This is a genomic window from Paludibacterium purpuratum (assembly GCF_004363805.1).
In the GTDB taxonomy this organism is placed as follows: Bacteria; Pseudomonadota; Gammaproteobacteria; order Burkholderiales; family Chromobacteriaceae; genus Paludibacterium; species Paludibacterium purpuratum.
This window is the reverse complement of record NZ_SNZP01000006.1, coordinates 152,492-176,857: the sequence shown is the minus strand read 5'-3', so window position 1 is coordinate 176,857 and position 24,366 is coordinate 152,492. Positions and strand designations below refer to the sequence as shown.

The 24,366-nt window shown below is 61.1% G+C and carries 22 protein-coding genes and 1 tRNA gene; 11 read left to right on the top strand and 12 right to left on the bottom strand.

Annotation, left to right across the window (positions count from 1 at the left end; translation table 11 throughout):
• Positions 1 to 71: 71 nt before the first annotated feature.
• A complete protein-coding gene (gene ssb, locus DFP86_RS09080) occupies positions 72 to 572 on the bottom strand; it encodes a single-stranded DNA-binding protein (protein ID WP_133680358.1) in 501 nt (166 codons plus the stop codon).
• Entirely contained in the window at positions 573 to 1,934 is a 1,362-nt protein-coding gene (locus tag DFP86_RS09075) for an MFS transporter (protein ID WP_133680356.1), read from the bottom strand.
• A gap of 122 nt (positions 1,935 to 2,056) precedes the next feature.
• Between DFP86_RS09075 and uvrA the strand changes: the two genes are divergently transcribed.
• Both uvrA and DFP86_RS09065 read left to right on the top strand, forming a co-directional pair.
• Positions 2,057 to 4,873, top strand: a complete 2,817-nt coding sequence (gene uvrA, locus DFP86_RS09070; protein WP_133680354.1) for an excinuclease ABC subunit UvrA — start codon at positions 2,057 to 2,059, stop codon at positions 4,871 to 4,873.
• Positions 4,874 to 4,924: 51 nt separating this feature from the next.
• On the top strand, positions 4,925 to 5,368 hold the full coding sequence (locus tag DFP86_RS09065) for a VOC family protein (RefSeq protein ID WP_133680352.1): 444 nt from the start codon (positions 4,925 to 4,927) through the stop codon (positions 5,366 to 5,368).
• Between the two features lie 6 nt (positions 5,369 to 5,374).
• Here DFP86_RS09065 and mnmA read toward each other — a convergent pair whose 3' ends face one another.
• Genes mnmA through DFP86_RS09050 form a run of 3 tightly spaced genes read right to left on the bottom strand, consistent with a single transcriptional unit; the run spans position 5,375 to position 8,586 of the window.
• Entirely contained in the window at positions 5,375 to 6,457 is a 1,083-nt protein-coding gene (gene mnmA / locus DFP86_RS09060; RefSeq protein WP_133680350.1) for a tRNA 2-thiouridine(34) synthase MnmA, read from the bottom strand.
• Positions 6,458 to 6,511: 54 nt separating this feature from the next.
• The gene (locus DFP86_RS09055; protein WP_133680348.1) at positions 6,512 to 6,955 is read right to left on the bottom strand and encodes an NUDIX hydrolase; all 444 of its coding nucleotides are present in this window, start codon (positions 6,953 to 6,955) and stop codon (positions 6,512 to 6,514) included.
• 56 nt (positions 6,956 to 7,011) lie between these two features.
• Positions 7,012 to 8,586 carry a YdgA family protein gene (locus tag DFP86_RS09050; RefSeq protein WP_243729348.1) on the bottom strand — a complete coding sequence of 525 codons (1,575 nt, stop codon included), beginning with the start codon at positions 8,584 to 8,586 and terminating at the stop codon, positions 7,012 to 7,014.
• A 199-nt stretch (positions 8,587 to 8,785) separates the two neighbouring features.
• Here DFP86_RS09050 and DFP86_RS09045 point away from each other — a divergent pair, with 199 nt between their 5' ends.
• The 3 genes from DFP86_RS09045 (at position 8,786) to DFP86_RS09035 (ending at position 11,668) form a co-directional block, all read left to right on the top strand.
• Positions 8,786 to 9,976: a DesA family fatty acid desaturase gene (locus tag DFP86_RS09045; protein ID WP_133680344.1), complete on the top strand. Its 1,191-nt coding sequence runs from the start codon at positions 8,786 to 8,788 to the stop codon at positions 9,974 to 9,976.
• A gap of 126 nt (positions 9,977 to 10,102) precedes the next feature.
• On the top strand, positions 10,103 to 11,275 hold the full coding sequence (locus DFP86_RS09040) for a trans-sulfuration enzyme family protein (protein WP_133680342.1): 1,173 nt from the start codon (positions 10,103 to 10,105) through the stop codon (positions 11,273 to 11,275).
• Positions 11,276 to 11,320: 45 nt separating this feature from the next.
• Positions 11,321 to 11,668, top strand: coding sequence for a RidA family protein (locus DFP86_RS09035; RefSeq protein WP_133680340.1), 348 nt, complete (start codon positions 11,321 to 11,323; stop codon positions 11,666 to 11,668).
• A gap of 50 nt (positions 11,669 to 11,718) precedes the next feature.
• Here DFP86_RS09035 and miaA read toward each other — a convergent pair whose 3' ends face one another.
• From miaA to tgt, 7 genes are all read right to left on the bottom strand, one after another.
• Positions 11,719 to 12,690: a tRNA (adenosine(37)-N6)-dimethylallyltransferase MiaA gene (gene miaA / locus DFP86_RS09030; RefSeq protein WP_133680338.1), complete on the bottom strand. Its 972-nt coding sequence runs from the start codon at positions 12,688 to 12,690 to the stop codon at positions 11,719 to 11,721.
• Between the two features lie 4 nt (positions 12,691 to 12,694).
• The gene (mutL, locus tag DFP86_RS09025) at positions 12,695 to 14,545 is read right to left on the bottom strand and encodes a DNA mismatch repair endonuclease MutL (RefSeq protein ID WP_133680336.1); all 1,851 of its coding nucleotides are present in this window, start codon (positions 14,543 to 14,545) and stop codon (positions 12,695 to 12,697) included.
• Positions 14,546 to 14,547: 2 nt separating this feature from the next.
• The gene (locus DFP86_RS09020) at positions 14,548 to 15,186 is read right to left on the bottom strand and encodes a DedA family protein (RefSeq protein WP_133680334.1); all 639 of its coding nucleotides are present in this window, start codon (positions 15,184 to 15,186) and stop codon (positions 14,548 to 14,550) included.
• A gap of 79 nt (positions 15,187 to 15,265) precedes the next feature.
• A complete protein-coding gene (secF, locus tag DFP86_RS09015; RefSeq protein WP_133680332.1) occupies positions 15,266 to 16,201 on the bottom strand; it encodes a protein translocase subunit SecF in 936 nt (311 codons plus the stop codon).
• Positions 16,202 to 16,212: 11 nt separating this feature from the next.
• Entirely contained in the window at positions 16,213 to 18,030 is a 1,818-nt protein-coding gene (gene secD, locus DFP86_RS09010; RefSeq protein ID WP_133680330.1) for a protein translocase subunit SecD, read from the bottom strand.
• A gap of 72 nt (positions 18,031 to 18,102) precedes the next feature.
• On the bottom strand, positions 18,103 to 18,429 hold the full coding sequence (yajC, locus tag DFP86_RS09005; RefSeq protein ID WP_133680328.1) for a preprotein translocase subunit YajC: 327 nt from the start codon (positions 18,427 to 18,429) through the stop codon (positions 18,103 to 18,105).
• Positions 18,430 to 18,543: 114 nt separating this feature from the next.
• A complete protein-coding gene (gene tgt, locus DFP86_RS09000) occupies positions 18,544 to 19,659 on the bottom strand; it encodes a tRNA guanosine(34) transglycosylase Tgt (RefSeq protein ID WP_166642210.1) in 1,116 nt (371 codons plus the stop codon).
• A gap of 126 nt (positions 19,660 to 19,785) precedes the next feature.
• Here tgt and DFP86_RS08995 point away from each other — a divergent pair.
• The 6 genes from DFP86_RS08995 to pheS all read left to right on the top strand — a co-directional run bounded on the left by DFP86_RS08995 (position 19,786) and on the right by pheS (position 24,351).
• A tRNA-Val gene (locus DFP86_RS08995) sits at positions 19,786 to 19,862 on the top strand.
• A gap of 187 nt (positions 19,863 to 20,049) precedes the next feature.
• Positions 20,050 to 21,951 carry a threonine--tRNA ligase gene (thrS, locus tag DFP86_RS08990; RefSeq protein WP_133680324.1) on the top strand — a complete coding sequence of 634 codons (1,902 nt, stop codon included), beginning with the start codon at positions 20,050 to 20,052 and terminating at the stop codon, positions 21,949 to 21,951.
• Positions 21,952 to 21,996: 45 nt separating this feature from the next.
• Positions 21,997 to 22,515 (top strand): translation initiation factor IF-3, encoded by a 519-nt coding sequence (infC, locus tag DFP86_RS08985; protein WP_133680322.1) that lies wholly within the window; start codon positions 21,997 to 21,999, stop codon positions 22,513 to 22,515.
• Between the two features lie 157 nt (positions 22,516 to 22,672).
• Positions 22,673 to 22,870 carry a 50S ribosomal protein L35 gene (gene rpmI / locus DFP86_RS08980; protein WP_133680320.1) on the top strand — a complete coding sequence of 66 codons (198 nt, stop codon included), beginning with the start codon at positions 22,673 to 22,675 and terminating at the stop codon, positions 22,868 to 22,870.
• A gap of 11 nt (positions 22,871 to 22,881) precedes the next feature.
• Entirely contained in the window at positions 22,882 to 23,241 is a 360-nt protein-coding gene (rplT, locus tag DFP86_RS08975) for a 50S ribosomal protein L20 (RefSeq protein ID WP_133680318.1), read from the top strand.
• A 126-nt stretch (positions 23,242 to 23,367) separates the two neighbouring features.
• Positions 23,368 to 24,351: a phenylalanine--tRNA ligase subunit alpha gene (gene pheS, locus DFP86_RS08970; protein ID WP_133680316.1), complete on the top strand. Its 984-nt coding sequence runs from the start codon at positions 23,368 to 23,370 to the stop codon at positions 24,349 to 24,351.
• Positions 24,352 to 24,366 lie beyond the last annotated feature (15 nt).

Here is a 24,366-nt window from a genome sequence, read left to right as displayed (position 1 = left end):
CTTATTCGCGAAATACAAAAAACCCCAGCCAAACCAATGGCTGGGGTTTTTACGTTGTAATAACTTCCGGGTCAGAACGGAATATCGTCGTCGATATCGTCCAGTTTCGGTGCCGGGCGCGATTCCTGACGGCGCGGTGCTGCCGGCGCGGCGGCAGGCGGCGGGGCATCGTTGCGGCCGCCTTGATAGCCGTAGTCGTCGCCGCCATCCATCGGGGCGCTGCCGCCGCCACCGCTCTTGCCGCCCAGCATCTGCATGCGGTCGCCGCGGATTTCGGTGCTGAAGCGATCCTGGCCGGTTTCCTTGTCCTGCCACTTGCGGGTACGGATCGAGCCTTCGACGTAAACTTGCGAACCCTTCTTCAGGTATTGCGCGGCGACTTCGGCGGTCTTGCCGAAAAACACCACACGGTGCCATTCGGTCTGTTCCTGGCGTTGGCCGGACTGCTTGTCCATCCAGCTATCGGTGGTGGCGATGGACAGCGTGGCGATCGCGTCGCCGGACGGCATGTAGCGCACTTCCGGGTCGCGGCCGAGATTGCCGACGAGAATGACTTTGTTGACGGACGCCATTTAGTTGGTCTCCTGAATCAATTGTTGTACCGAGGCTTCGTCCCAGTCCTTTTGGGACACCTTGAGGTAGGCCACGCGTTCTTCCAGCATGACGACCGCTTCCTTGACCCCGCGCTGCAATGCCAGCATGCGCGACAGCTCGCGCGGATTGCCGCGCCAGTTCTCGCCGATGTGGAACATCATCGACTTGACCGGCTCAGGCGGCACCATGGTCATGGCCATGATCAGCCAACTGAGCATCATCAGGCCGGTGAAGCAGAATACGCCGGTGCTGCCGAAGTGGGTATATAGCAACCCACCGGCGGCGGCGCCTAGGAATAGGCCGAAAGATTGGGCGGTATTATACACGCCAATCGCCGTTCCCTTGGCATCGGCCGGAGCGATTTTGGAAATGATCGACGGCAGAGTCGCTTCCAGGATGTTGAAGGCGATGAAATAGGCGCCGAGCCAGCCGACGATCCACCAAAACGAGGTCAGTGCGAAAGCCATGCCCAACTGCGCCACGGTCATCAGCGCCACGGCGCCGACGAACACCTGCTTGAGCTTATGCCGGGTTTCGCCGTAGACGATGGCCGGTACCATCAGCAAGAAGCCGCCGAGGGTGACCGGCAGGTAGACTTGCCAGTGATGCTGCTTGTCGAGATGCCCGGTGCTGATCAACGCGAACGGGATGACCACGAACATCGCCATCTGCGCGCCGTGCAGCGCGAAGATACCGAAGTTCAGCCGCAGTAGCTGCGGGTTTTTCAGAACATCCATCAGGCGGCTGGTGTTGGTTTCGGTGTCGGAGTGAAAGCGCGAGATCACCGGGTCGGGAATGATGTATTTGACGCCGACGAGCGCCATCAACGTCAACACGCCAGTGAGCGCGAAGATGCCGTTGACGCCGATCCAGTGTGCGAGCAAGGGGCCGACGACCAGGCTTACGGCGAAGGTGGTGCCGATGCTCATACCGATCATGGCCATCGCCTTGGTGCGGTTCTCCTCGCGCGTCAGGTCGGCCAATAGCGCGGTCACGGCGGCGGAAACGGCGCCCGAGCCCTGGATGACGCGGCCGGCGATCAGCCAGCCGATGTTGTGCGCTTCGGCGGCGACAAAGCTACCGAGCGCGAACAGAATCAGGCCGAAATAGATCACACGTTTACGGCCGATGCGGTCGGACCACATGCCGAACGGCAATTGCAGCAGCGCCTGCGTCAAGCCGTAGCTGCCGAGAGCGATGCCGATCCAGGTCGGGCTGTCGGCGCCGGGTAGGGTCTTGGCGTAGAGCGCGAACACGGGAAGGATCAGGAACATCCCGAGCATGCGCAGGGCGTAAATGCCGGCGAGGCCGAGACTGGCGCGAAGTTCAAGCGGATTCATGAGTAAATGGGGCAGTTCTCGTGTTATTCGAATTACAAAATTGATGCTCATCTAAGATGCGGGTGGAGTTGGCATCCACAACTCGGGTATATTATCAGGTTCTCCGACCCTGTGAGTGAGGCATGGAAACCATTCGTATACGTGGCGCCAGAACCCACAATCTCAAGAATATCAATCTCGACCTGCCGCGGCATCAGCTGATCGTGATCACCGGCCTGTCCGGTTCCGGCAAGTCGTCGTTGGCGTTCGATACGCTCTATGCCGAGGGGCAGCGCCGCTATGTCGAATCGCTGTCGGCCTATGCGCGTCAGTTTTTGCAACTGATGGAAAAGCCCGACGTCGATCTGATCGAAGGCTTGTCGCCGGCGATCTCCATCGAGCAGAAGGCCACTAGCCACAATCCGCGCTCCACCGTGGGTACGGTGACGGAAATTCATGACTATCTGCGCTTGCTGTATGCCCGCGTCGGCGATCCGCACTGCCCGGAACATGGCGTGCCGCTGTCGTCGCAGACGGTCTCGCAGATGGTCGACCATGTGCTGGCCATGCCGGAGGACACCCGGGTGATGATCCTGGCGCCGGTGGTGGTGGGGCGCAAGGGCGAAAACCTCGACCTGTTCGACGAACTACGCGCCCAGGGCTTTGTGCGCGTGCGGGTGGATGGCGAGGTGCTCGAGCTGGACAATGTCCCCAAGCTCGACAAGAACAAGAAACATACCGTCGAAGTGGTGATCGACCGTATCAAGGTGCGGCCGGATATGCAGCAGCGCCTGGCGGAGAGCTTCGAGACCGCGTTGCGCCATGCCGAGGGCCGGGCGATCGCCGTGGAGATGGATAGCGGCGCCGAACACTGGTTCTCGGCGAAATTCGCGTGCCCGGTGTGCTCGTACAGCCTGCCGGAACTCGAGCCTCGACTGTTTTCGTTCAATAATCCGATGGGCGCCTGCCCGAAGTGCGATGGTTTGGGCGAACTGACCTTCTTCGATCCGCGGCGTGTGGTCGCGCACCCCGAGCTCTCGTTGGCCGCGGGGGCGATCAAGGGTTGGGATCGGCGCAACCAATTCTATTTCCAGATGCTGCAGTCGCTGGCGGCGCATTACGGTTTCGATCTCGATCTACCGTTCGAGGTGTTGCCGGAGCGGGTACGGCACGCCGTGCTGCATGGCTCTGGCCGCGATAGCATCGAATTCATGTATATGTCGGAGCGCGGCACGCGCTTCGCGCGCAGCCATCCGTTCGAGGGTATTCTGCCCAACCTGGAGCGGCGTTATCGCGAGACCGATTCGAGTGCGGTGCGCGAGGAGCTGGCCAAGTACCAGAATAACCAGACCTGTCCGCATTGCCAGGGGACGCGCCTACGCCTGGAGGCGCGCCATGTACTGGTGGCAGGATGTTCGCTGCACGATATCAATCAGATGTCGCTCAGGGAGGCCGCGAGCTTTTTCGACGGTCTGACCTTCAGTGGGCAGAAGCAGGCCGTGGCGGAAAAGATCGTCAAGGAAGTGCGCGAGCGCGTGTCCTTCTTGAACAACGTCGGGCTGGACTATCTGTGTCTGGCGCGCTCCGCCGATACCCTGTCGGGCGGCGAGGCGCAACGCATCCGCTTGGCCAGCCAGATCGGTTCGGGCCTGACCGGGGTGATGTACGTGCTGGACGAACCGTCGATCGGCCTGCATCAGCGCGACAACGATCGGCTGTTGGCCACACTGGTGCGTCTGCGCGACCTGGGCAATAGCGTGATCGTGGTGGAGCACGATGAAGATGCGATCCGCAGCGCCGATTACGTGGTCGACATGGGGCCGGGCGCCGGCGAGCACGGCGGCGAAGTGCTGATTGCCGGTACGCCGAAAGAAGTGGCCGACTGCGCGACGTCGGTGACCGGCGAATTCCTGTCGGGTCGTCGCAAGATCGATCTGCCGTCGGCGCGCCGGCCGGTGGATCCGGAGCGGATGCTGCGCCTGATCGGCGCAAGCGGCAATAATTTGCAGGACGTGACCTTGGATCTGCCGTTGGGCATGCTGGTGTGCGTTACCGGGGTGTCCGGCTCCGGCAAGTCGACGCTGATCAACGATACGCTGTACAAGATCGCCGCGCGCGATCTGAACGGCGCCAGCGAAGAGCCGTCGCCGTACCGCGACATCGAAGGGCTGCAGCATCTGGACAAGGTGATCAATGTCGATCAAAGCCCGATCGGGCGCACGCCGCGCTCCAATCCGGCCACCTATACCGGTTTGTTCACCCCGATTCGCGAATTGTTTTCCGGGGTGCCGATTTCGCGCGAGCGCGGTTACGGTCCGGGGCGTTTCTCGTTCAACGTCAAGGGCGGCCGCTGCGAGGCCTGCCAGGGCGATGGCGTGATCAAGGTGGAAATGCATTTTCTGCCGGACATCTATGTGCCGTGCGATGTCTGCCACGGCAAGCGCTACAACCGCGAGACGCTGGAAGTGCGCTACAAGGGCAAGAGTATCGACGAAGTGCTGGAAATGACGGTGGAGCAGGCGCTCGAGTTCTTCAGCGCCGTGCCGACCGTGGCGCGCAAACTGCAGACCTTGATGGATGTCGGCCTGGGTTACATCCGGCTTGGCCAGTCGGCGACGACCTTGTCGGGCGGCGAGGCGCAGCGCGTCAAGCTGGGGCTCGAACTGTCCAAGCGCGACACCGGCCGCACGCTGTATATCCTGGACGAGCCGACCACCGGTCTGCATTTCCACGATATCGATCTATTGCTGAGGGTCTTGCATCGCCTGCGCGAGAACGGCAACACCGTGGTGGTGATCGAGCATAATCTGGATGTGATCAAGACGGCCGACTGGCTGATCGACCTGGGGCCGGAAGGCGGCGGCGGGGGCGGGCAGATCATTGCCGCCGGCACGCCGGAGCAGTTGGCCGCGCATCCACAGAGTCACACGGGGCGCTATCTGGCGCCTATGCTTAAGTAACCGGCGAGGGTGTGCCCGGTTGCGCAAAGTGAAAAGAAATAAAGGAACAGCATGTTGTCGTTAGGGAAGATCGATCACATCCATATTTGCGTGTCTGACGCGGCCCAGGCGATCGCCTGGTACCAACGGGTATTGGGGCTCAACCCCGACCCGCGCTACCGTCAACTGCAGGACGAGCCGCATGCCACGACCATGCTGGCCAATCCGAGCGGCACGGTGCGGTTTGCCGTCAGCCAGGAGGAGGCGACCAGCCGCCTGCCTGGCTCGATTGCCTTCGTGGTGAGCGGACAAGATTTTCTGGATTGGATCGATCGCTTGGCTAGCGAGCGCGTGACGAGTCGCGAGGGGGTGACCATCGCCCGCGACTCGGTGTGCGATCACCATTTCTTCTGTTCGATTTCCTTCGTCGACCCGTTTGGGAATCCGTTCGAAATCGTCAGCTACGACCATACCTGGCTGGTGGGCAAGTTGAAGCTGGCGAGGACCTCGGCCTAGCCCGACTTATACGATGACCCCGCCGCCCAGGCAAATATCGCCGTCGTACAGCACTGCAGACTGACCGGGCGTCACCGCCCATTGCGCGTCGCGGAAGGTCAGTTCGGCGGCGCCGTCGCGCACCGGTGTGAGCGTGCAGGCGGCGTCGGGCATGCGGTAGCGGTTCTTGGCGCTGTAGTCGCCCGCGTCTGGCGCGGCGTCGAGCGTCCAGCTCAGATCGGCCATTTTCAGTGTGTGCTTCAACAGCAACGGGTGATCGTGACCCTGCACCACGATCAGGCGGTTGGCCGGGATGTCCTTGCCGGCGACGAACCACGGTTCGCCTTGGCCGCCGATACCCAGTCCCTTGCGCTGGCCCAGCGTGTAGTACATCAAACCCATGTGTTCACCCATGATCCGGCCTTCCGGCGTCACCATTTCGCCGGGGTGGGTCGGTAGGTAGCGCTGCAGAAATTCGCGGAACGGACGCTCGCCGATGAAACAGATGCCGGTGCTGTCCTTCTTGGCCGCGGTCGGCAGCTTGGCCTCGGTCGCCAGGCGGCGCACTTCGCTTTTGCGAATATCGCCCAGCGGGAACAGTGCCTTGGATAGCTGCGATTGTTTGAGGCGGTAGAGGAAGTAGCTCTGATCCTTGGTGTCGTCGACCGCTTTCATCAGGTAGTGCCGGCCGTCGCGTTCGAGCTTGCGCGCGTAGTGGCCGGTGGCGATGCAGTCGGCGCCCAGCTGCATGGCATAGTCGAGGAAGGCCTTGAATTTGATCTCGGCGTTGCACAGCACATCCGGATTGGGGGTGCGGCCAGCCGAGTATTCCGCCAGGAAGTAGGAGAACACGCGATCCTTGTATTCTTTGGCGAAATTAACGATCTCCATGTCGATGCCGACGATGTCGGCGACGGACAGGGCATCGAGCGAATCCTGTTTGATCGAGCAGTATTCGCCATCGTTGTCGTCTTCCCAGTTCTGCATGAAGACGCCGATGACTTCGTGGCCCTGCTGTTTGAGCAGCCAGGCGGTCACCGATGAGTCCACGCCGCCCGACATGCCGACGACAATGCGCTTTTTGCCCGTCACGGGAAATCCTTCCTGCAAGAATGCGTTTAAAAACCGAACATTATACCAAGATGGGGGCTGACCCGGAAAGGATCAAGCCAGCGTCTGGATCAACGACAGCGGATAGCGTTGGCCCGCCAGGTAGTCGTCGATGCAGCGCAGTACGGTGGGGCTGCGAAGCTCGCGCTCGCGGACTTCCGTCGGCGTGAGCCAATGGGTGTCGAGAATGCCGTCGTCCAAGGGGTGGTTTGGCTGTTCCCGCTCGGCCTGGCAAATAAAGGCGAAACGCAGGTAGGTGATGGTGCCGTCGAGGGATTCCGCTTGGTAGATGCCGAGCAGCGCTTGCGGTTTGACCTGCCAGCCGGTTTCCTCCAGCGCCTCGCGCGCCACGGCGTCGATCAGCGTTTCGCCATGCTCCAAGTGGCCGGCCGGCTGGTTGTAGCGGATGCCGTCAGCCGTGCGTTCGCGAACCAGCAGGAAACGGCCGTCGCGCTCGATGACCGCCGCCACGGTGACATGGGGTTTCCAGCGTTCCATTGTGTTCTCCCAAAAGCAACAAGGGGGCTTGCGCCCCCTCGATCATTGGCCTGCAGTCATTGGCCTGTGCCGGCGGATCCCTCTGGGACGTCTTTTTCTTCCCATGGCAGCGACACGCGTTTGTCGCGCACACGCAATTCGCCGTTCTGGTAGTTGATGCGCGTGCTGATCTGCCCCTTATCGAGCTGGATGTAGCCTTGTTCGGTCCATTGCGACAACTGGCTGTCGAGCAGATTCTTCGCCAGGTCGTCGATCTCGTTCAAGTTGGGCTGGTCCTCGGCGCTCTGGTCGACCGTGAACAGATTACGCGCTTGGGTGACCACCAGGTTTTCCAGCGTGAGGCGCGGCAGTGCGACAGCGGCGTTCACCTGGACGCGCTTGAGTACCAGCAACGGATCCTTCAGATCGGTCTCGCGGAAACCCTTGAGCGCCAACTGCCCCTTGAGGGTGGCCTCGCCGCTCGGCATCTTCAGGTAGAAGTCGTTGACCACCAGTCGCGGATCGTTTTCCAACAGCGGGATACCGTATTTCTTGATGGTGTCGATGTAGCTCTTGCGCAGCGTGGCGGCATCCATGCCCTCGATCGGCAATTGCGAAATGGCCTGATCGAGCTTGACCAGCGTCGGGCCGTGCAGATGGTTGGCCGAGACGTCCAGCCGCATCGGGCCGTAGACCTGATCGTTATAGCTGAAGGTGTCGAAGCCGAGTTTGCCGCGCGAGTCGACGTACGGCTCTTCTTCCGAGGTGACGATCTGGTAGCGCAGCCCCTTGAGCGTGACGCTAGACGGCTTGAACTCGCCGGACGGATTGATGAATTCGCCGACGTGCATGCGGGTCAGCAGGTAGACCAAGTCGTTGAGCTTGATGCTGTACGGAATGCTGTCCTTCCAGTTGAGCTGGACGTTGCCGACCGTCAGTTCGCTGGTGCCGAGCTTGACGCCGGTGGCGCCCGGCCGAATGTCGGATACGTAGCGCACGCCATCGAAATGGACGGTGCCCTTGCTGGCGGCCTCGAGCGAGAACGAGGGCGAGTCGGCCTCGGTCTGGTACTGCTTGAAGCCCTGTTGGTAGTTGACCGCCAGATTGAAGCCCTGCCATTTGACCTTGACGCCGGACAGCGCCTCTTGGTAATCGAAGGCCGGAACGTTGACCTTGAGCTCGCCGCCGCCGCCGAAGCCCAGGCGGTTGATCACGGTGATCGGCTCTTTGTCGCCGAAGAACAGCGCCAAGGTCTTCCTGGTGCTGTCGCTCATATCGAACTGCGTGGTCACCAGCGCGCGGGCCGGACGCAAATCGAAGCTGGAGAATCCAGGGAACGGACCGTGCTTGACGATGTTGGTGAAGCGGATGGTCGAGCCAAGCAGCGGACGGATATTGTCCGGCAACATGCCTTCGTAGGGGCCGATCAGTCGACGGTTGAACACCAGCTCGGTGGTTTCTTGCGACGAGAACCATCCGCGTTCGTAGGTGTGCGACTTGACCTTGAACAAGGGCAGGCTGGCCAGCATGCGGTGTTGTTCTTCCAGGGTTTCTTCGGCTTTGACGCCGGCCCAGTAAGTGGCGCCGCCATAAAGAACGAACAGGCCGCCGAGGGCCGCTGCGGCGAAAGTCAGGCGTTGTTTTTGCAACACAGGATCTTTTCTGAAGTAATGAGGACCAGGCGCTAATGGTACACCATGTCCGCCCATGCAATGAACCCGTGTGGCGATGGTTCTGACAAAACAGGGCGAACCTTTATATAATAGAGCGATAACACTAACGAAAATCATTATCGCTGCGGACTTCACTCAGTCCTTCTTTTTCATCCCTGTACCGAGGAACCGGATAAGCATGTCTGTAATACTTTATGGTCTGACCGACCTGCCGTGGTGGGGCTACGTGGTGGCCGCCCTGGCGTTGACGCACGTGACCATCGCGTCCGTCACGATTTTTCTGCACCGTCATCAAGCGCACCGCGCACTCGATCTGCATCCGCTGATCAGTCATTTCTTCCGTTTCTGGTTGTGGCTGACCACCGGCATGGTCACCAAGGAGTGGGCGGCGGTGCATCGTAAACATCATGCCCGCTGTGAGCGCCAGGACGATCCGCACAGCCCGCAAGTGCACGGCATCTGGACGGTGTTTTTCAAGGGCACCTGGCTGTACCGCGACGCTTGCGCCATGCGCGAGGATATCGAGAAGTTCGGCCATGCCACGCCGGACGACTGGATCGAAAACAAGCTCTACACCCCGCATAACGGCAAGGGGATTTTTCTGTTGCTGGCCATCGACCTGGCGTTGTTCGGCTTGCCGGGTCTGTTGATCTGGGGGGTACAGATGATCTGGATCCCGCTGTTCGCCGCCGGCGTGATCAACGGCATCGGCCACTATTGGGGCTATCGCAATTTCGAGTGCGAGGACGCGTCGACCAACATCGTTCCCTGGGGCATCCTGATCGGTGGCGAGGAGCTGCACAATAATCACCATACCTTCGGCACCTCGGCCAAGCTGTCGCACAAGTGGTTCGAGTTCGACATCGGCTGGATGTATATCCGTATTTTGTCGATGTTCGGCATGGCCAAGGTGCGCAAGGTGGCGCCCAGGCTGCAGTGCACGGGCAGCAAGCTCAGCATCGACGCCGAACGCTTGCAGGCAATCGTCGCCAACCGCTATGCGCTGGCGGCGCGCTTCGCCCGCGATTTGGCACATGCCTGCCAGGAGGAACTGGTTCGGGTGCGCGCGGCCTTGCCCGAGGTGCACACGCCCGATTTGCCGGCCAAATTCAAGCGCTGGCTGAAGCAGGAGTCGCAGCAGACCCCGGAAGCCGAGCGGCACGAGTTGCAGCAACTACTGGAAAATAGTCCGCTGGCAGCCAAGGTCTACGCGATGCGCCAGGAACTCAGCCGGGTGTGGCTGCGTTCGAACCTGACGCGCGAGCAACTGCTGCAGGAGTTGCACGACTGGTGCGCACGTGCCGAGTCGAGTGGCATTGCCGCGCTGGAGCGTTTTGCCTTCGACTTGCGCCGGGTGGCCCTGGCCTAAGCGACGTACGCTCGCAAAGCAAAAGCCGATGCATTGCATCGGCTTTTGTTATTAAATTTGCGATTTACATTCCTTGTGGTTATATTTGTTTGCATTCAAACAAAATAGCAAGCTGCAAGGACTGCCATGACCGACTTCCATACCCTTTCGATTACCGCTGGCCTGCTGGCCGATCCGTTTGCCGATCCTTACGGTGCCGTGGTCCCGCCGATTTACGCGACTTCGACCTACCGTCAATATGCACCGGGCGAGCACACCGGCTATGAATATTCGCGTTCGCAAAACCCGACGCGCCAGGTGCTGGAGCGGGCCGTGGCCGAGTTGGAGGGCGGGGCGCAGGGCTATGCCTTCGCTTCGGGACTGGCGGCGATCGCCACGGTGTTGGATCTGTTACCGGCCGGCAGCCATATCGTCGCCGTCAACGATCTGTATGGCGGTACCTTCCGTCTGTTCGAGCGCGTGCGCGGTATCAGCGCCAATCTGACGGTCAGCTATGTGGCGGCCGACGATCTGGCGGCGCTCGCCGCGGCAATCCGGCCGGAAACGCGGCTGTTGTGGGTGGAGACACCCTCCAATCCGCTCAATCAATTGGTCGATCTGGCGGCGGTCGGCCGGCTCGCGCGCGAGCGCGGTATTCTGGCCGTGGCCGACAACACTTTCGCATCGCCGGTGGTGCAGCGCCCGCTGGCTCATGGTTTCGATATCGTGTTGCACTCTGCGACCAAGTATCTGAACGGCCATTCCGATGTCGTGGCCGGGGTCGCGGTGGTCGGCCACGACCGGCCGGAACTGGCGGAAAAACTGGCCTTCCTGCACAACGCCACCGGCGCGGTGCTCGACCCGTTCCCGAGCTTCCTGGTGACGCGGGGCTTACGCACCTTGGCCTTGCGCATGGAACGGCACAATGCCAATGCGCTGGCGCTGGCGCATTGGCTTGAGACGCATCCGGCGGTCGAGCGCGTGTTGTACCCGGGGCTCGAGAGCCATCCGCAACACGCGCTGGCACGAAGCCAAATGCAAGGCTACGGCGGGGTGGTGTCGTTTTATCTGAAAGGCGATGCGGCGGCGCTCACCCGTTTCCTGCAGCCGCTGAAACTGTTTACCCTGGCCGAAAGCCTGGGGGGCGTGGAGAGCCTGGTATGCCACCCGGCGACCATGACGCATGCGGCGGTGCCGCTCGAACATCGGCGTCAGATCGGCCTGACCGACAATCTGTTACGCCTGTCGGTGGGTATCGAGGGAGTGGAGGATCTGCGGCGCGATCTTGCTGCGGGTCTGGACGCTGCCTTGCCGGCGTAATGACGTTAGAATGACCGAACCTCTTTTACTTCGCAGGAGCAAAGCGTGACGATTTACCGCCATCAACCGGGTGCCCGGCTGTCCGAAGCCGTTGTGGCCAATGGCCTGATTTTTCTGGCAGGCCAAGTGCCGAACAATACCGATGTCGATGCCACGGCACAAACCGCCGACGTACTGGCACAGATCGATAAGCTGCTGGCCGAGCTCGGCAGCGACAAGAGCCGGATTGTCGATACCACCATCTTTCTGGCCGACCTGGCCGACTACGACGCGATGAACGTCGCCTGGGATGCCTGGGTGCCGGCCGGGCATACGCCGGCGCGCGCCACGGTGCAAGCCAAGCTGGCCAACCCGGCATGGAAGGTGGAAATCAAATTGGTGGCGGCGCGATAGCAGCGTCCGTGGGGGCTGTGGTACGAACCCATTTCTGACGGGAGTTGCGCTCAGTAGCCGCCGCTGTAGAGCAGGTTCGCCGGCAGTTCGTCGCCGGCGAGAAAGGCCGTGCACAAGGCAACGGCGCGTAGGGCCACGTCGTCTTGCTGTGCATCGAGCGGCAGCACGTCGAGTGAGCGCATCCAGGTGAGCTGACGCTTGCAAAGCTGGCGGGTGGCGGCGATACCGCGCTCGACCATCTCGTCGTAGCTGCAGGCGCCGTCCTGGTATTCCCAGGCTTGGCGATAACCGACGCAACGCATCGACGGCATGGCCGGCGCCAGCTCGGGGTACTGGCTGCGCAATGCGCTGACCTCGTCGAGGAAGCCGGCGGCCAACATTTGGCGGAAACGAAGCGCAATGCGCTCGTGCAACCAGCGCCGCTCGGCTGGCACCAGCGCCAGGTTGAGCGAGCGCCAGCGGCGTTCTGGGCGCGTGCTGTCTTGGAATAGTTCGGACATCGGCCGGCCGGCCAGCAGGCAAACCTCCAGCGCGCGCTGGATGCGCTGCGCATCGTTGGGTTTGAGGCGCGCGGCGCTGACCGGGTCGAGCTCGGCCAAGCGGGCGTGCAGCGCCGGCCAGCCATGCGCCGCGGCGTCTCGATCCAGTTGAGCGCGCAGGGCGGCATCGGCTTGCGGCAGTTCGGATAGCCCTTCGAGCAGCGCCTTGTAGTACAGCATGGTGCCGCCTGCCAACAACGGAATATGCCCGCGAGCGTGGATCTCGTCGATCAGCCGTTCGGCATCGGCGCAAAACTGTGCGGCGGAATAACTTTCCAGCGGGCTGATGATGTCGATCAGATGATGCGGGCAGAGCGCCTGCTCCTCGCGGCTCGGTTTGGCAGTACCGATATCCATGTCGCGATAAACCAGCGCCGAGTCGACGCTGACGATCTCGATCGGGAAATGGCGCGCCAATTCGAACGTCAGCGCGGTCTTGCCGCTGGCGGTCGGCCCCATCAAAAAGAGTACGTCGTGCTTCATCCCGTCATTGTCCCCGCATGAACAGCTCGTCGAGCTGTTTCATGGAAAGGCGCGACCAGGTGGGGCGGCCATGGTTGCATTGACCGGAGCGCTCTGTGGCTTCCATGTCGCGCAACAGCGCATTCATCTCGACCAGCGTCAGCTGGCGATTGGCGCGCACGGCGCCATGGCAAGCCATGGTGGCCAAGAGCTCATTGCGCCGTTCGGTCAGCACTCGCGTCAGGCCGAATTCTCGCACGTCGGCCAGCACCGCCCGTGCCAGGTCGACCGGGTTGCCATCCGATAGCCACTGCGGCACGGCGCGCACGGCAATCTGGGTCGGCGACAGCGCGGCGAGTTCCAGGCCCAGGCGCGTCATGCCCTCCTTGTGTTCTTCCACCGTCGCGACTTCCTGCGCACTGGCGCCAAACGACACCGGCAGCAACAGCGGTTGGGTGGGAATGCCTTCGTGGTCGAGCGCGGTTTTCAGGCGTTCGTAGACGATGCGTTCGTGTGCGGCATGCATGTCGACCACGATCAGGCCTTCCTGGCACTGCGACAGGATATAGACGCCATGCAGTTGAGCCAGCGCGAAACCGAGCGGGGGGATGCCGTCGTCGCTTTCGGGTAATGCCACTGGCGGCAGGTCGGTACGAGGCGTCCCGGTCTGCCGGTCTAAGGCGCGTTCTTCTTCGCGCACGCCGTCGAACAGTTTTTGATAGATCGACTGCGCGCCTTCCGCGACGTGCAGCGGCATGCTTTGCTGAACGAACACTTGGCCGCGGGCGGGCGGCGGCATCGATGGCCGTGCGGCGGACATGGCGGGGGAGGGCATCGTCGAGTCCGTCGCCGTCGCCGTCGGTTCGTGCGTCGCGTCGGCGCGATTACCGGCGCTGCCGGACAGCGTTTTGTTCAGGCTATGGAACAGAAACTGATGGACCGCCTGCGACTCGCGGAAACGAACCTCGATTTTGGTCGGGTGGACGTTCACGTCGACCGCGGCCGGGTCCATGGTCAAAAACAGCACATAGGCCGGGTGGCGCTCGTGGTGCAGCACGTCGCGGTAGGCTTGGCGCAATGCGTGTTGAGCGGTTTTTTCGCGCACGAAGCGGCCGTTGACGTAAAAGTATTGCGCGTCGCGGCTGGCCTTGGAGTAGGTCGGGTCGGCGATGAAACCGGTGAGTTGCAAGGGGCCGGCGACGTGCTCCAGCGGTAACGAGGCTTGGATGAAATCCTGCCCGAGGAGGGCGGCGACGCGCTCGGCGCGACTGCCCTGCGGCAAGCGCCAAACCACCTTGCCGTTGTGCCGCAGCAGAAACTCGACGTCCGGCCTTGCCAGCGCGATGCGCTCGAATACCGCGGCGCAATGGGCGTATTCGGTGTTATCGGATTTGAGAAACTTACGGCGCGCCGGGGTATTGAAATACAGATCGACGGCTTCGACGCTGGTGCCGGGCGCATGCGCCGCCGGTTCCACCGGATGCAGTCGGCCATCGATGGCCAATATCTGGTGCGCGTGCGCGGCGTCTTCTTGGCGGCTGATCAGCGTCAGGCGCGAGACCGACGCGATACTGGCCAAGCCTTCGCCGCGAAACCCCAAGGTGCCGACCTGCTCCAGTTCGTCGAGCGAGGCGATTTTGCTGGTGGCGTGACGATCCAGCGCCAGCGGCAGATCGTCGGCGGCAATGCCGCCGCCGTTGTCGGTGACGCGGATCAGCTTGATGCCGCCTTGAGCCAAATCGACGGTGATCTTATCCGCGCCGGCGTCCAGACTGTTTTCCAGCAGTTCCTTCAGTGCCGAGGCCGGTCGCTCGACCACCTCGCCGGCTGCGATCTGGTTGACCAGGTGGTCGGGCAGGCGACGGATCGGGCGCATGGTCATTTCCCCGCGCGGTGGCGCCAGGCGGCAATGATGCCGGGCAGGAACGACACCACGATGATGCCGATGATCAACAGCTCCAGGTTGTGGCGGATCACCGGAATATTGCCGAACAGGTAGCCGGCCAAGCAGAACAGGCCGACCCACAAAACGCTGCCGACGATATTGAACAGGGTGAAGCGCGCCAGCGGCATCTCGCCGATACCGGCCACGAAGGGGGCGAAGGTGCGCACGATCGGCATGAAGCGCGCGAAGATCAGGGTCTTGCCGCCATGCTTTTCATAGAACGCATGAGTGCGGTCCAGATAGGCGCGGCGGAAGATCTTCGAATTCGGGTTGGCGAATAGCTTATGGCCGAAAAAGCGTCCGATCAGGTAGTTGACCTGGTTGCCGAGGATGGCGGCAACGCCCAGTACGCCCATCAGCGAGCTCAGGCTCATGTTGCCGGTGGCGGCCAAGGTGCCGGCGACGAACAGCAACGAGTCTCCGGGTAGGAAAGGCATGACCACCAGACCGGTTTCGCTGAACACGATGGCGAACAGGATCAGGTAGATCAACGGGCCGTAGGCGGCGATCAGCGGCGGCAGGTGCTGGTCGATGTGCAGGACGAAGTCAATCAAGAAGGTGACGTAGTGCATGGGAACCAGAACTCCGGACGGATCATAACGTAAAAGAAAAACTGGCCGACGCTAGGCGCCGGCCAGTGGGGCGGGGTGGTTAGACCACCGCCTCCTGTTTCTGCTTGGGCGGCTTGACCAGATTCTCGCGCGAGACGCCGAGCCACAGCACGATCGGGCTTGCCACCAGAACCGACGAGTAGATACCGAACAGAATGCCGATGGTCAGCGCGGTTGCGAAGCCGTGCAGCGCCGGCCCGCCGAACAGCAGCATCGCCAGCACCATGGTTTCGGTCGAGCCGTGCGTGATGATGGTTCGGCTCATGGTCGAGGTAATGGCGTTGTCGATGATCTCCGCGACCGTGTGGTTGCGCATATTGGCCTTGCGGAAGTTTTCGCGAATCCGGTCGAACACCACCACCGATTCGTTGACCGAGTAGCCGAGCACCGCCAGCACGCCGGCCAGTACCGTCAGCGAGAACTCCCAGCGGAACAGCGCGAAGCAGCCGAGGATGATCACCACGTCGTGCATATTGGCGATGATGGCCGATACGGCGAAGCGCCATTCGAAGCGCAGGGCCAGGTAGAGCATGATGCCGAGGCAGACGATGCTGATGGCGGTCAGGCCGTGCTGCACCAGTTCCTCGCCCACCTGCGGGCCGACGAAGTCCACCCGGCGCAGATCGACTTGCTGGCCGCCCTGCTTCAGCGCGGTCAGCACCTCGTTGGACAGTTGGGCCGACGACTTGGCCTTCAGGTTGGGCAGGCGGATCATCACGTCGCGCGAGCTGCCGAGCGTTTGGATGGTCGACTCGCCGAGCTTGAGCGCTTCGACGCGGCTGCGCACGTCGGGCAGATTGGCGGCTTGCTGGTACTGCACCTCCATCACGGTCCCGCCGGTGAACTCGACACTGTAGTTCAGCCCGCGGGTGGCGAGGAAGACCACGGCCAGGATGAAGGTCACCAGCGAGATCGCGGTGGTGAGCCGGCCGTAGCTCATGAAGGGAATGTCTTTTTTGATGCGGAAGAATTCCATGGCTGGGTCCCTTACACCGAAATCGAAGTGAGACGGCGACGACGGCCGTACCACAGGTTGACGAGACCGCGCGACACCAGCACCGCCGAGAACATCGAGGTCATGATGCCGAGGCAGTGCACCACGGCGAAGCCGCGAACCGGGCCGGAGCCGAAGATCAGCAGCGCGAGGCCGGCGATCAGCGTGGTGATGTTGGAGTCGAGAATCGTCGCCCAGGCGTGCTCGTAGCCGGCCTGGATCGCCGAGTGCGGCGGCATGCCGTTGCGAAGTTCTTCGCGCACGCGCTCGTTGATCAGTACGTTGGAGTCGATCGCCATGCCCAGCGCCAGCGCAATGGCGGCGATACCCGGCAGGGTCAGCGTGGCTTGGATCATCGACAACAGCGCCACCAGCATGAACAGGTTGACCCCGAGCGAGATCGCCGAAATCACGCCGAACACGCGGTAATAGATCAGCATGAACACCGCGATGGCGGCAAAGCCCCACAGGGTGGAGTGGAAGCCTTTCTCGATGTTTTCCTTACCCAGGCTCGGGCCGATGGTGCGTTCCTCGACGATGTTCATCGGCGCGGCCAGCGAGCCGGCACGCAACAGTAGCGCCACGTCGCGCGCTTCCGCCGGGCTCATACTGCCGGAAATCTGCACGCGGCCGCCGCCGATTTCGGAGCGGATCACCGGCGCGGTCACCACTTCGGAGCGGTTCTTCTCGACCAGGATCATCGCCATGCGCTTGCCGACGTTTTCGCTGGTCACCTGACGGAAGATGTCGGCACCGGTGGCGTCGAGATTGATGTTGACCGACGGCGCGCCGTTCTCGTCGAAGCCCGGTTGGGCATCGTTGATGTTGTCGCCGGTCAATTCGACATCCTTCTTGACCAGGATCTTGTCGGAACCGTTGGCATTGGCTTCGTCCATCAGTTCGTAACCGGCGGGCACGTTACCGGCCAGCGCGGCGCTCACCTTGGCCTGGTCGTCTTCGACCATGCGGACTTCCAGCGTGTCGGTTCGGCCGAGAATGTCCTTGGCCTTGGCGGTATCCTGCACGCCCGGCAGCTCGACCACGATGCGGTTCGGGCCCGACTGCTGGATGATCGGCTCGGCCACGCCCAGTTCGTTGACGCGGTTGTGCAGGGTGGTGATGTTCTGCTTGACGGCGTCGTTCTGGATGCGGGTCATTTCATCCTGCGACAGGCTCAGCGTCAGCTTGAAGCCGGCGTTGTCGCGGGTCTGGGTCAGCGAAGTCAGGTTGCGCGACACCACGTCGGAGGCGGCGGCCAGGGTGTCCTGGTCGCGCAACTGAATCTCGATGGTGTTGCCGATGTGCTTGACGCTGCCGTAACGCACGTCTTTCTTCTTCAGCGCGCGGCGGATGTCGCCGGCGTAGCGTTCCATGGTCTTCTCGACGGCGGCCTTCATGTCTACTTCGAGCATGAAATGCACCCCGCCGCGCAGGTCGAGGCCGAGGAACATCGGGTAGGCCTTCATGCGCGTCAGCCAGTCGGGCGAGGCCGACAACAGGTTGAGCGCAATGATGTAGCTGTCGCCCAGATCGTGCTGGATGGCGTCGCGCGCCTTGATCTGGGTATCCGGGTCGTGGAAACGCACCTTCAGGCTGTTGTTGTCGAGCAGCATGCCGTCGGGGCTGATGCCCTGGGCGCGCAACGCGCCTTCGACGCGGCCCATCAGCGCGGCGTCGACCGGGATCGATTCGCGCGAACTGGAGACCTGAACGGCCGGCGTTTCACCGTAGAAATTGGGTAGGGTGTAGATCGTCGCAATGACGAGAGCCACCGCGATAATGATGTACTTCCAGAGTGGGTAGCGATTCATATGCGTGGTTCAAGGAAGTGTGTTCAGGCCCTGCCCGCCAGGCGGGCAGGGGCCGCAGACCCTAATCGGCGCTTACAGGGACTTGATCGTGCCTTTTTCCAGCTTGCCGGTGATCGCGGCGCGAGCCAGCTGGATTTCAACGCCGGAGGCGATCTCCAACGAGACATATTGGTCGGACAGCTTGCTGACGCGGCCGACGAAACCGCCTTGCGTCATCACTTCGTCCCCCTTGGAAAGCTGAGACAACATCTGCTTGGTTTCCTTTGCCTTCTTCTGCTGCGGGCGAATCAGCAGCAGGTAGAACAGCGCGAAGATGACGATCATCGGCAGGAATTGCATGATCGACGATTCGGCGGCTCCGGCGGGGCCAGCGGCAAATGCGGAAGAAATCAGAAACATTGTTGAAACTCCTGGTTAAGGGGTGTATTCGCAAACCGGTCATTGTAGCCAGCGCGCGCGGCTTTTCCAACCGCTAAGCCATTCTCGAGCGAGCGCGTTTAGACCGGGGAGCACTCATTTAGTGCCGCGTGCGCGTTTCGCGGCGAATTCGGCGCGGAAATCTTCGAAGCGGTCGGCCTCGATCGATGCGCGAATCTCGCGCATCAATTGTTGGTAATAATGCAGGTTGTGGATGGTATTGAGCCGCGCGCCCAGAATCTCGCCCACACGATGCAGATGGTGCAGATAGGCACGGCTGAAGTTGCGGCAGGTATAGCATTCGCAGGTCTCGTCCAATGGCCGGGTATCCTGCTTGTGGCTGGCGTTCTTGATCTTGATGTCGCCCCATTGGGTGAACAGCCAGCCATTGCGCGCATTGCGCGTCGGCATCACGCAGTCGAACATGTCGACGCCGTGCGCCACGCCATAGACCAGATCCTCCGGCGTGCCCACGCCCATCAGGTAATGCGGCTTGTCAGGCGGCAGCATGGGCTGCATCACCCTGAGCATGCGCTCCATCTCTTCTTTCGGTTCGCCGACCGACAGGCCGCCGATGGCGATGCCGTCGAAACCGATGTTCATCAGCTCGGTGAGCGACTCTTCGCGCAGATCGTTATACATCGAACCCTGCACGATGCCGAACAGCGCGTTGGGGTTTTTCAGATCGTCGAACGCGCGGCGCGAGCGCTCGGCCCAGCGCAAGCTCATGCGCATCGAGGCGGCGGCGGTGTCGTAGTCGGCGGGGAACGGCGTGCACTCGTCGAAAATCATGACGATGTCGGAGTTCAGTACGCGCTGGATCTTCATCGAGACTTCGGGCGACAGGAAGCAGCGGTCGCCGTTGACCGGGCTTTGAAAGGTGCAGCCATCCTCGGTCAGTTTGCGCAGGTCGCCGAGACTGAAGACTTGAAAGCCGCCCGAGTCGGTGAGAATCGGTTTGTCCCAGCCGATGAAACTGTGCAGGCCGCCGAATTGCTCGATCACTTCCAGGCCGGGGCGCAGCCACAGGTGGAAGGTGTTGCCGAGGATGATCTGGGCGCCGATCTCGTTGAGTTCCAGCGGGCTCATGGCTTTAACCGAGCCATAGGTGCCGACCGGCTGGAACACCGGGGTTTCCACGGTGCCGTGATTCAATTCCAGCGTGCCGCGACGGGCGCCGCCGGAAGTCTTGTGAACGGTAAACTTGAGCATTTGCAGACTGTGAGCAATTCGAAAATAGGTCGTCAGTATAACCGATGACGCTGAATTTCGCGTTTTATTCACCTCGAGAGGCTTGCGCGTTCGGTTAACTGTCGCTAATATGGCTGCCTCAGCGTTAGGCACGTAGCTCAGTTGGTTAGAGCACCACCTTGACATGGTGGGGGTCGTTGGTTCGAATCCAATCGTGCCTACCAAACGAATATCATGGGACGATCAATCATGTTGGCAGCACGAACTACCACAACCGGTTTCTCGATCTAGTCGAGCCACTGGTCGTTCCCTAATCGAAACAAAAGTGCGGCTCGAATGCCGCACTTTTTTTTTACCCGCGGCATCCGGGGCGATGCTGAAGCAAATAGAAACCAGACTATTGGAGAAATCATGCCTGACATTCGCCTGCCTGACGGTTCCATTCGCTCTTTCGAGCACGCGGTAACGGTTCACGATGTGGCCGCCTCCATCGGCGCCGGCCTGGCGCGCGCGGCATTGGCCGGTCGCGTCGATGGTCAGCTGGTCGACACATCCTATTTGATCGAGCGGGACGCCGAACTGGCGATCGTCACCGATCGCGATGCCGACGGCTTGGACATCATTCGCCACTCGACCGCCCACCTGTTGGCATATGCCGTCAAGGAGCTGTTCCCCGAAGCGCAGGTGACCATCGGGCCGGCGATCGATAACGGCTTCTATTACGACTTCAGCTACAAGCGTCCGTTTACCCCGGACGACCTCTTGGCCATCGAGAAGAAGATGACCGAGTTGGCTCGCCGCGATGTTCCGGTCGAGCGCTACACCTTGCCGCGCGACGAGGCGGTGGCCTACTTCAAGTCGCTCGGCGAACACTACAAGGCCGAAATCATCGGGTCGATTCCGCAAGGCGAAGTCGTGTCGCTCTATCGCGAAGGCGAATTCACCGACTTGTGCCGCGGTCCGCACGTGCCGTCCACCGGCAAGCTCAAGGTGTTCAAGCTGATGAAAGTGGCCGGCGCCTACTGGCGTGGCGACAGCAAGAACGAAATGCTGCAGCGTATCTACGGCACGGCCTGGGCCAAGAAGGAAGACCTCGACGCCTATCTGTACATGCTGGAAGAGGCGGAAAAGCGCGATCACCGCAAGCTCGGCACCCAGCTCGACCTGTTCCATTTGCAGGACGAGGCGCCGGGCATGGTGTTCTGGCATCCGAAGGGCTGGCAATTGTGGCAGAACGTCGAGCAATACATGCGGGCTAAGCTGCTTAAGGAAAACTACCGCGAAGTGCGCACGCCGATGATGATGGACGTGAATCTGTGGGAGCGTTCCGGCCACGCCGCCAACTATCGCGAGAATATGTTCATCACCGAATCGGAGAAGCGCGATTATGCTGTCAAGCCGATGAACTGCCCGGGGCATATCCAGATCTTCAATAGCGCGTTGCGTTCCTATCGCGATCTGCCGCTGCGCTATGCCGAATTCGGTTCCTGCCATCGCAACGAACCGTCCGGCGCCTTGCACGGCATCATGCGTGTGCGCGGTTTCGTACAGGACGACGGCCATATCTTCTGTACCGAAGATCAGATCAATCAGGAGGCCAAGGATTTCCACCGCCTGGTGATGGAAGTGTATGACCGCTTCGGTTTCGACAACGTGGCGATCAAGCTGGCGCTGCGCCCGGATAAGCGTATTGGCGCAGAGGAAGTGTGGGATCGCGCGGAGCAAGGCATGCGCGAAGCGCTCATGGCCTGCGGCGTCGAGTGGGAAGAGTTGCCGGGCGAGGGGGCGTTCTACGGCCCGAAGATCGAGTACCACATCAAGGACGCGTTGGGTCGCTCCTGGCAGTGCGGTACGCTGCAGCTCGACTTTATGCTGCCGGAACGTCTGGATGCCGAATACGTGGCTGACGACAACAGCCGCAAACGGCCGGTGATGCTGCATCGGGCGGCGCTCGGTTCGCTCGAGCGTTTCCTCGGTATCTTGATCGAAAACCACGCTGGCGCCTTCCCGTTGTGGCTCGCGCCGGTGCAGATTGTTGTCATGAATATTACCGAAGCGCAGGCCGATTACGCTTCGCTGGTTGCGGAAACGCTGAAAAAACAAGGCTTCCGCGTGGAACTCGACTTGAGAAACGAGAAGATCAGCTATAAAATCCGCGAGCACAGCCTACAGAAGTTACCGTATCAAGTGATTGTCGGCGACAAGGAAAAGGCTGGCGGACTGGTTGCCGTGCGTGCGCGAGGCGAAGATCTTGGTCAATTGACCGTCGACGATTTCGTTTCCCGTCTGCAGGCTGAGATGCCGGCAGACTGATAGGCCGCGCGGCAAACGTGATGAATTTTTTGAAGGAGAGCGGACATAGCTCAGGAACGTGAAGCACGGATCAACGGCGAAATTACGGCGCGTGAAATCCGTCTGGTAGGTATCGAAGGCGAAGCAATCGGCATCGTGAGTTTGCGTGAAGCCATGGCGATGGCGGAAGAGAGTGACATCGATCTGGTGGAGATCTCCCCGACCGCTCAACCGCCGGTTTGCAAACTGATGGACTACGGCAAGTTCAAGTACGAACAGTCGAAGAAGCGTCACGAAGCGAAGCAGAAGCAGAAGCAGATTCAGGTCAAGGAAATCAAGTTCCGTCCCGGAACCGATGACGGTGACTACCAGGTCAAGCTGCGTAACCTGATCCGCTTCCTGACCGAGGGTGACAAGGCCAAAGTGACCTTGCGCTTCCGCGGTCGCGAAATGGCGCACCAGGACATCGGCTTGGCGCTGCTTAAGCGCGTCGAGTCGGATCTGGCCGAGGTGGGCGTGGTCGAACAGTTCCCACGACTGGAAGGCCGACAGATGGTTATGATGATCTCCCCGAAAAAGAAATAATCGGGTATAATCATCGGTTTGACGCGGCGGAGATTCTCCGCCGGGTTCTTTTGTGGCGCGAAAGTGCCACATTAAAAAAGCGTGGCGTAGCGGTTTTCAAGTGCCTTCATGGCCACCCTGCGCCGGATTCACACAATAATCGCAGGAGTTTTTTTCCATGCCGAAAATGAAGACCAAGTCGAGCGCCAAAAAGCGTCTCAACGTTTTGGGCGGCGGCGGTGTAAAGCGTTCCAAGGCTTTCAAGCGTCACATCCTGACTAAGAAAACCACCAAGAACAAGCGCCAATTGCGCGGTACGACCATGGTCGATGCCACCAATATGGCTTCTGTTCGCGCTATGCTGCCCTACGCTTAAGGAGTTGAACTATGCCTCGTGTTAAACGCGGTGTCACCGCTCGCGCTCGTCACAAAAAGATTCTCGCCCTGGCAAAGGGCTATCGCGGCCGTCGCAAGAACGTCTATCGCATCGCCAAACAGGCGGTGATGAAGGCGGGCCAGTACGCTTATCGTGACCGTCGTCAGAAAAAGCGTCAGTTCCGCCAACTGTGGATCACCCGTATCAACGCCGCTGCGCGTCTGTCCGGTCTGAGCTACAGCAAGTTCATGAACGGTCTGAAGAAAGCCTCGATCGAAATCGACCGCAAGGTCCTGGCCGACCTGGCCGTGTTCGACAAGCCGGCTTTTGCCCAGATCGTTGAAAAGGCTAAAGCAAGCCTCGCTGCTTAAGCTGATGACGGTTAAAAGGGAGGCACGATGCCTCCCTTTTTTTATCCTCTTGCCGAGAAGATTGACCCGACCTGTCCCGCCCGGGGCGAGTGAGGCCAGCCTTCTTACGCATACGGTGTGAGATTCATGAAAAATGTAAACGATATTCTCGAGTCCGGTCTGGCGGCAGTGGCCGCGGTCGGCGACCTGATCGAACTCGAACAGGTCAAAGCGCGCTATCTCGGCAAGAGCGGCGAGCTGACCGATCTACTCAAGCAATTGGGGCAACTGCCGGCGGAGGAACGCAAGGCGGCCGGTGCCACCATCAACGCCGCCAAACAGACCTTCGAGGCCCGGCACAACGATAAGCGCGATGCCTTGAACGCCGAGAAATTGGCGCGCCAGCTTGCCGCCGACGCGCTCGACGTCACCCTGCCGGGGCGCGGTCAAGCGACCGGTGGCCTGCATCCGGTGACCCTGACTCTGCAGCGTATTACCGAACTGTTCGCCAGCATCGGCTTCGCCGTTGCCGACGGCCCGGAAATCGAGAACGATTTCCACAACTTCCAGGCGCTGAACATTCCGGAGAACCATCCGGCACGCGCCATGCAGGACACCTTCTATGTCGAGGGCGGCGACGTGCTGCGCACGCACACCTCGCCGATCCAGGTGCGTTACATGCTGGAACACCAGCCGCCGATCAAGATCGTGGCCCCCGGGCGCGTATTCCGCGTCGACTCGGACGCCACCCATTCGCCGATGTTCCATCAAATGGAAGGCCTGTGGGTGGACGAGGGCGTGAGCTTCGCCGACCTCAAGGCGGTGATGATCGACTTTTTGCGCCGCTTCTTCGAGCGCGACGACTTGCAAGTGCGCTTCCGCCCGTCCTTTTTCCCGTTTACCGAGCCGTCGGCCGAAATCGACGTGCTGGGCGAACGCGGCTGGCTGGAGGTCGGGGGTTGCGGCATGGTGCATCCGAACGTGCTGAAGAATGTCGGCATCGACTCGGAAAAGTACACAGGCTTCGCCTTCGGTATCGGCATCGACCGCTTCGCCATGCTGCGCTACGGGGTCAATGACCTGCGGTTGTTCTTCGAGAACGATCTCAACTTCCTCAAACAATTCAACTGAGCGCGGCGGAGAATA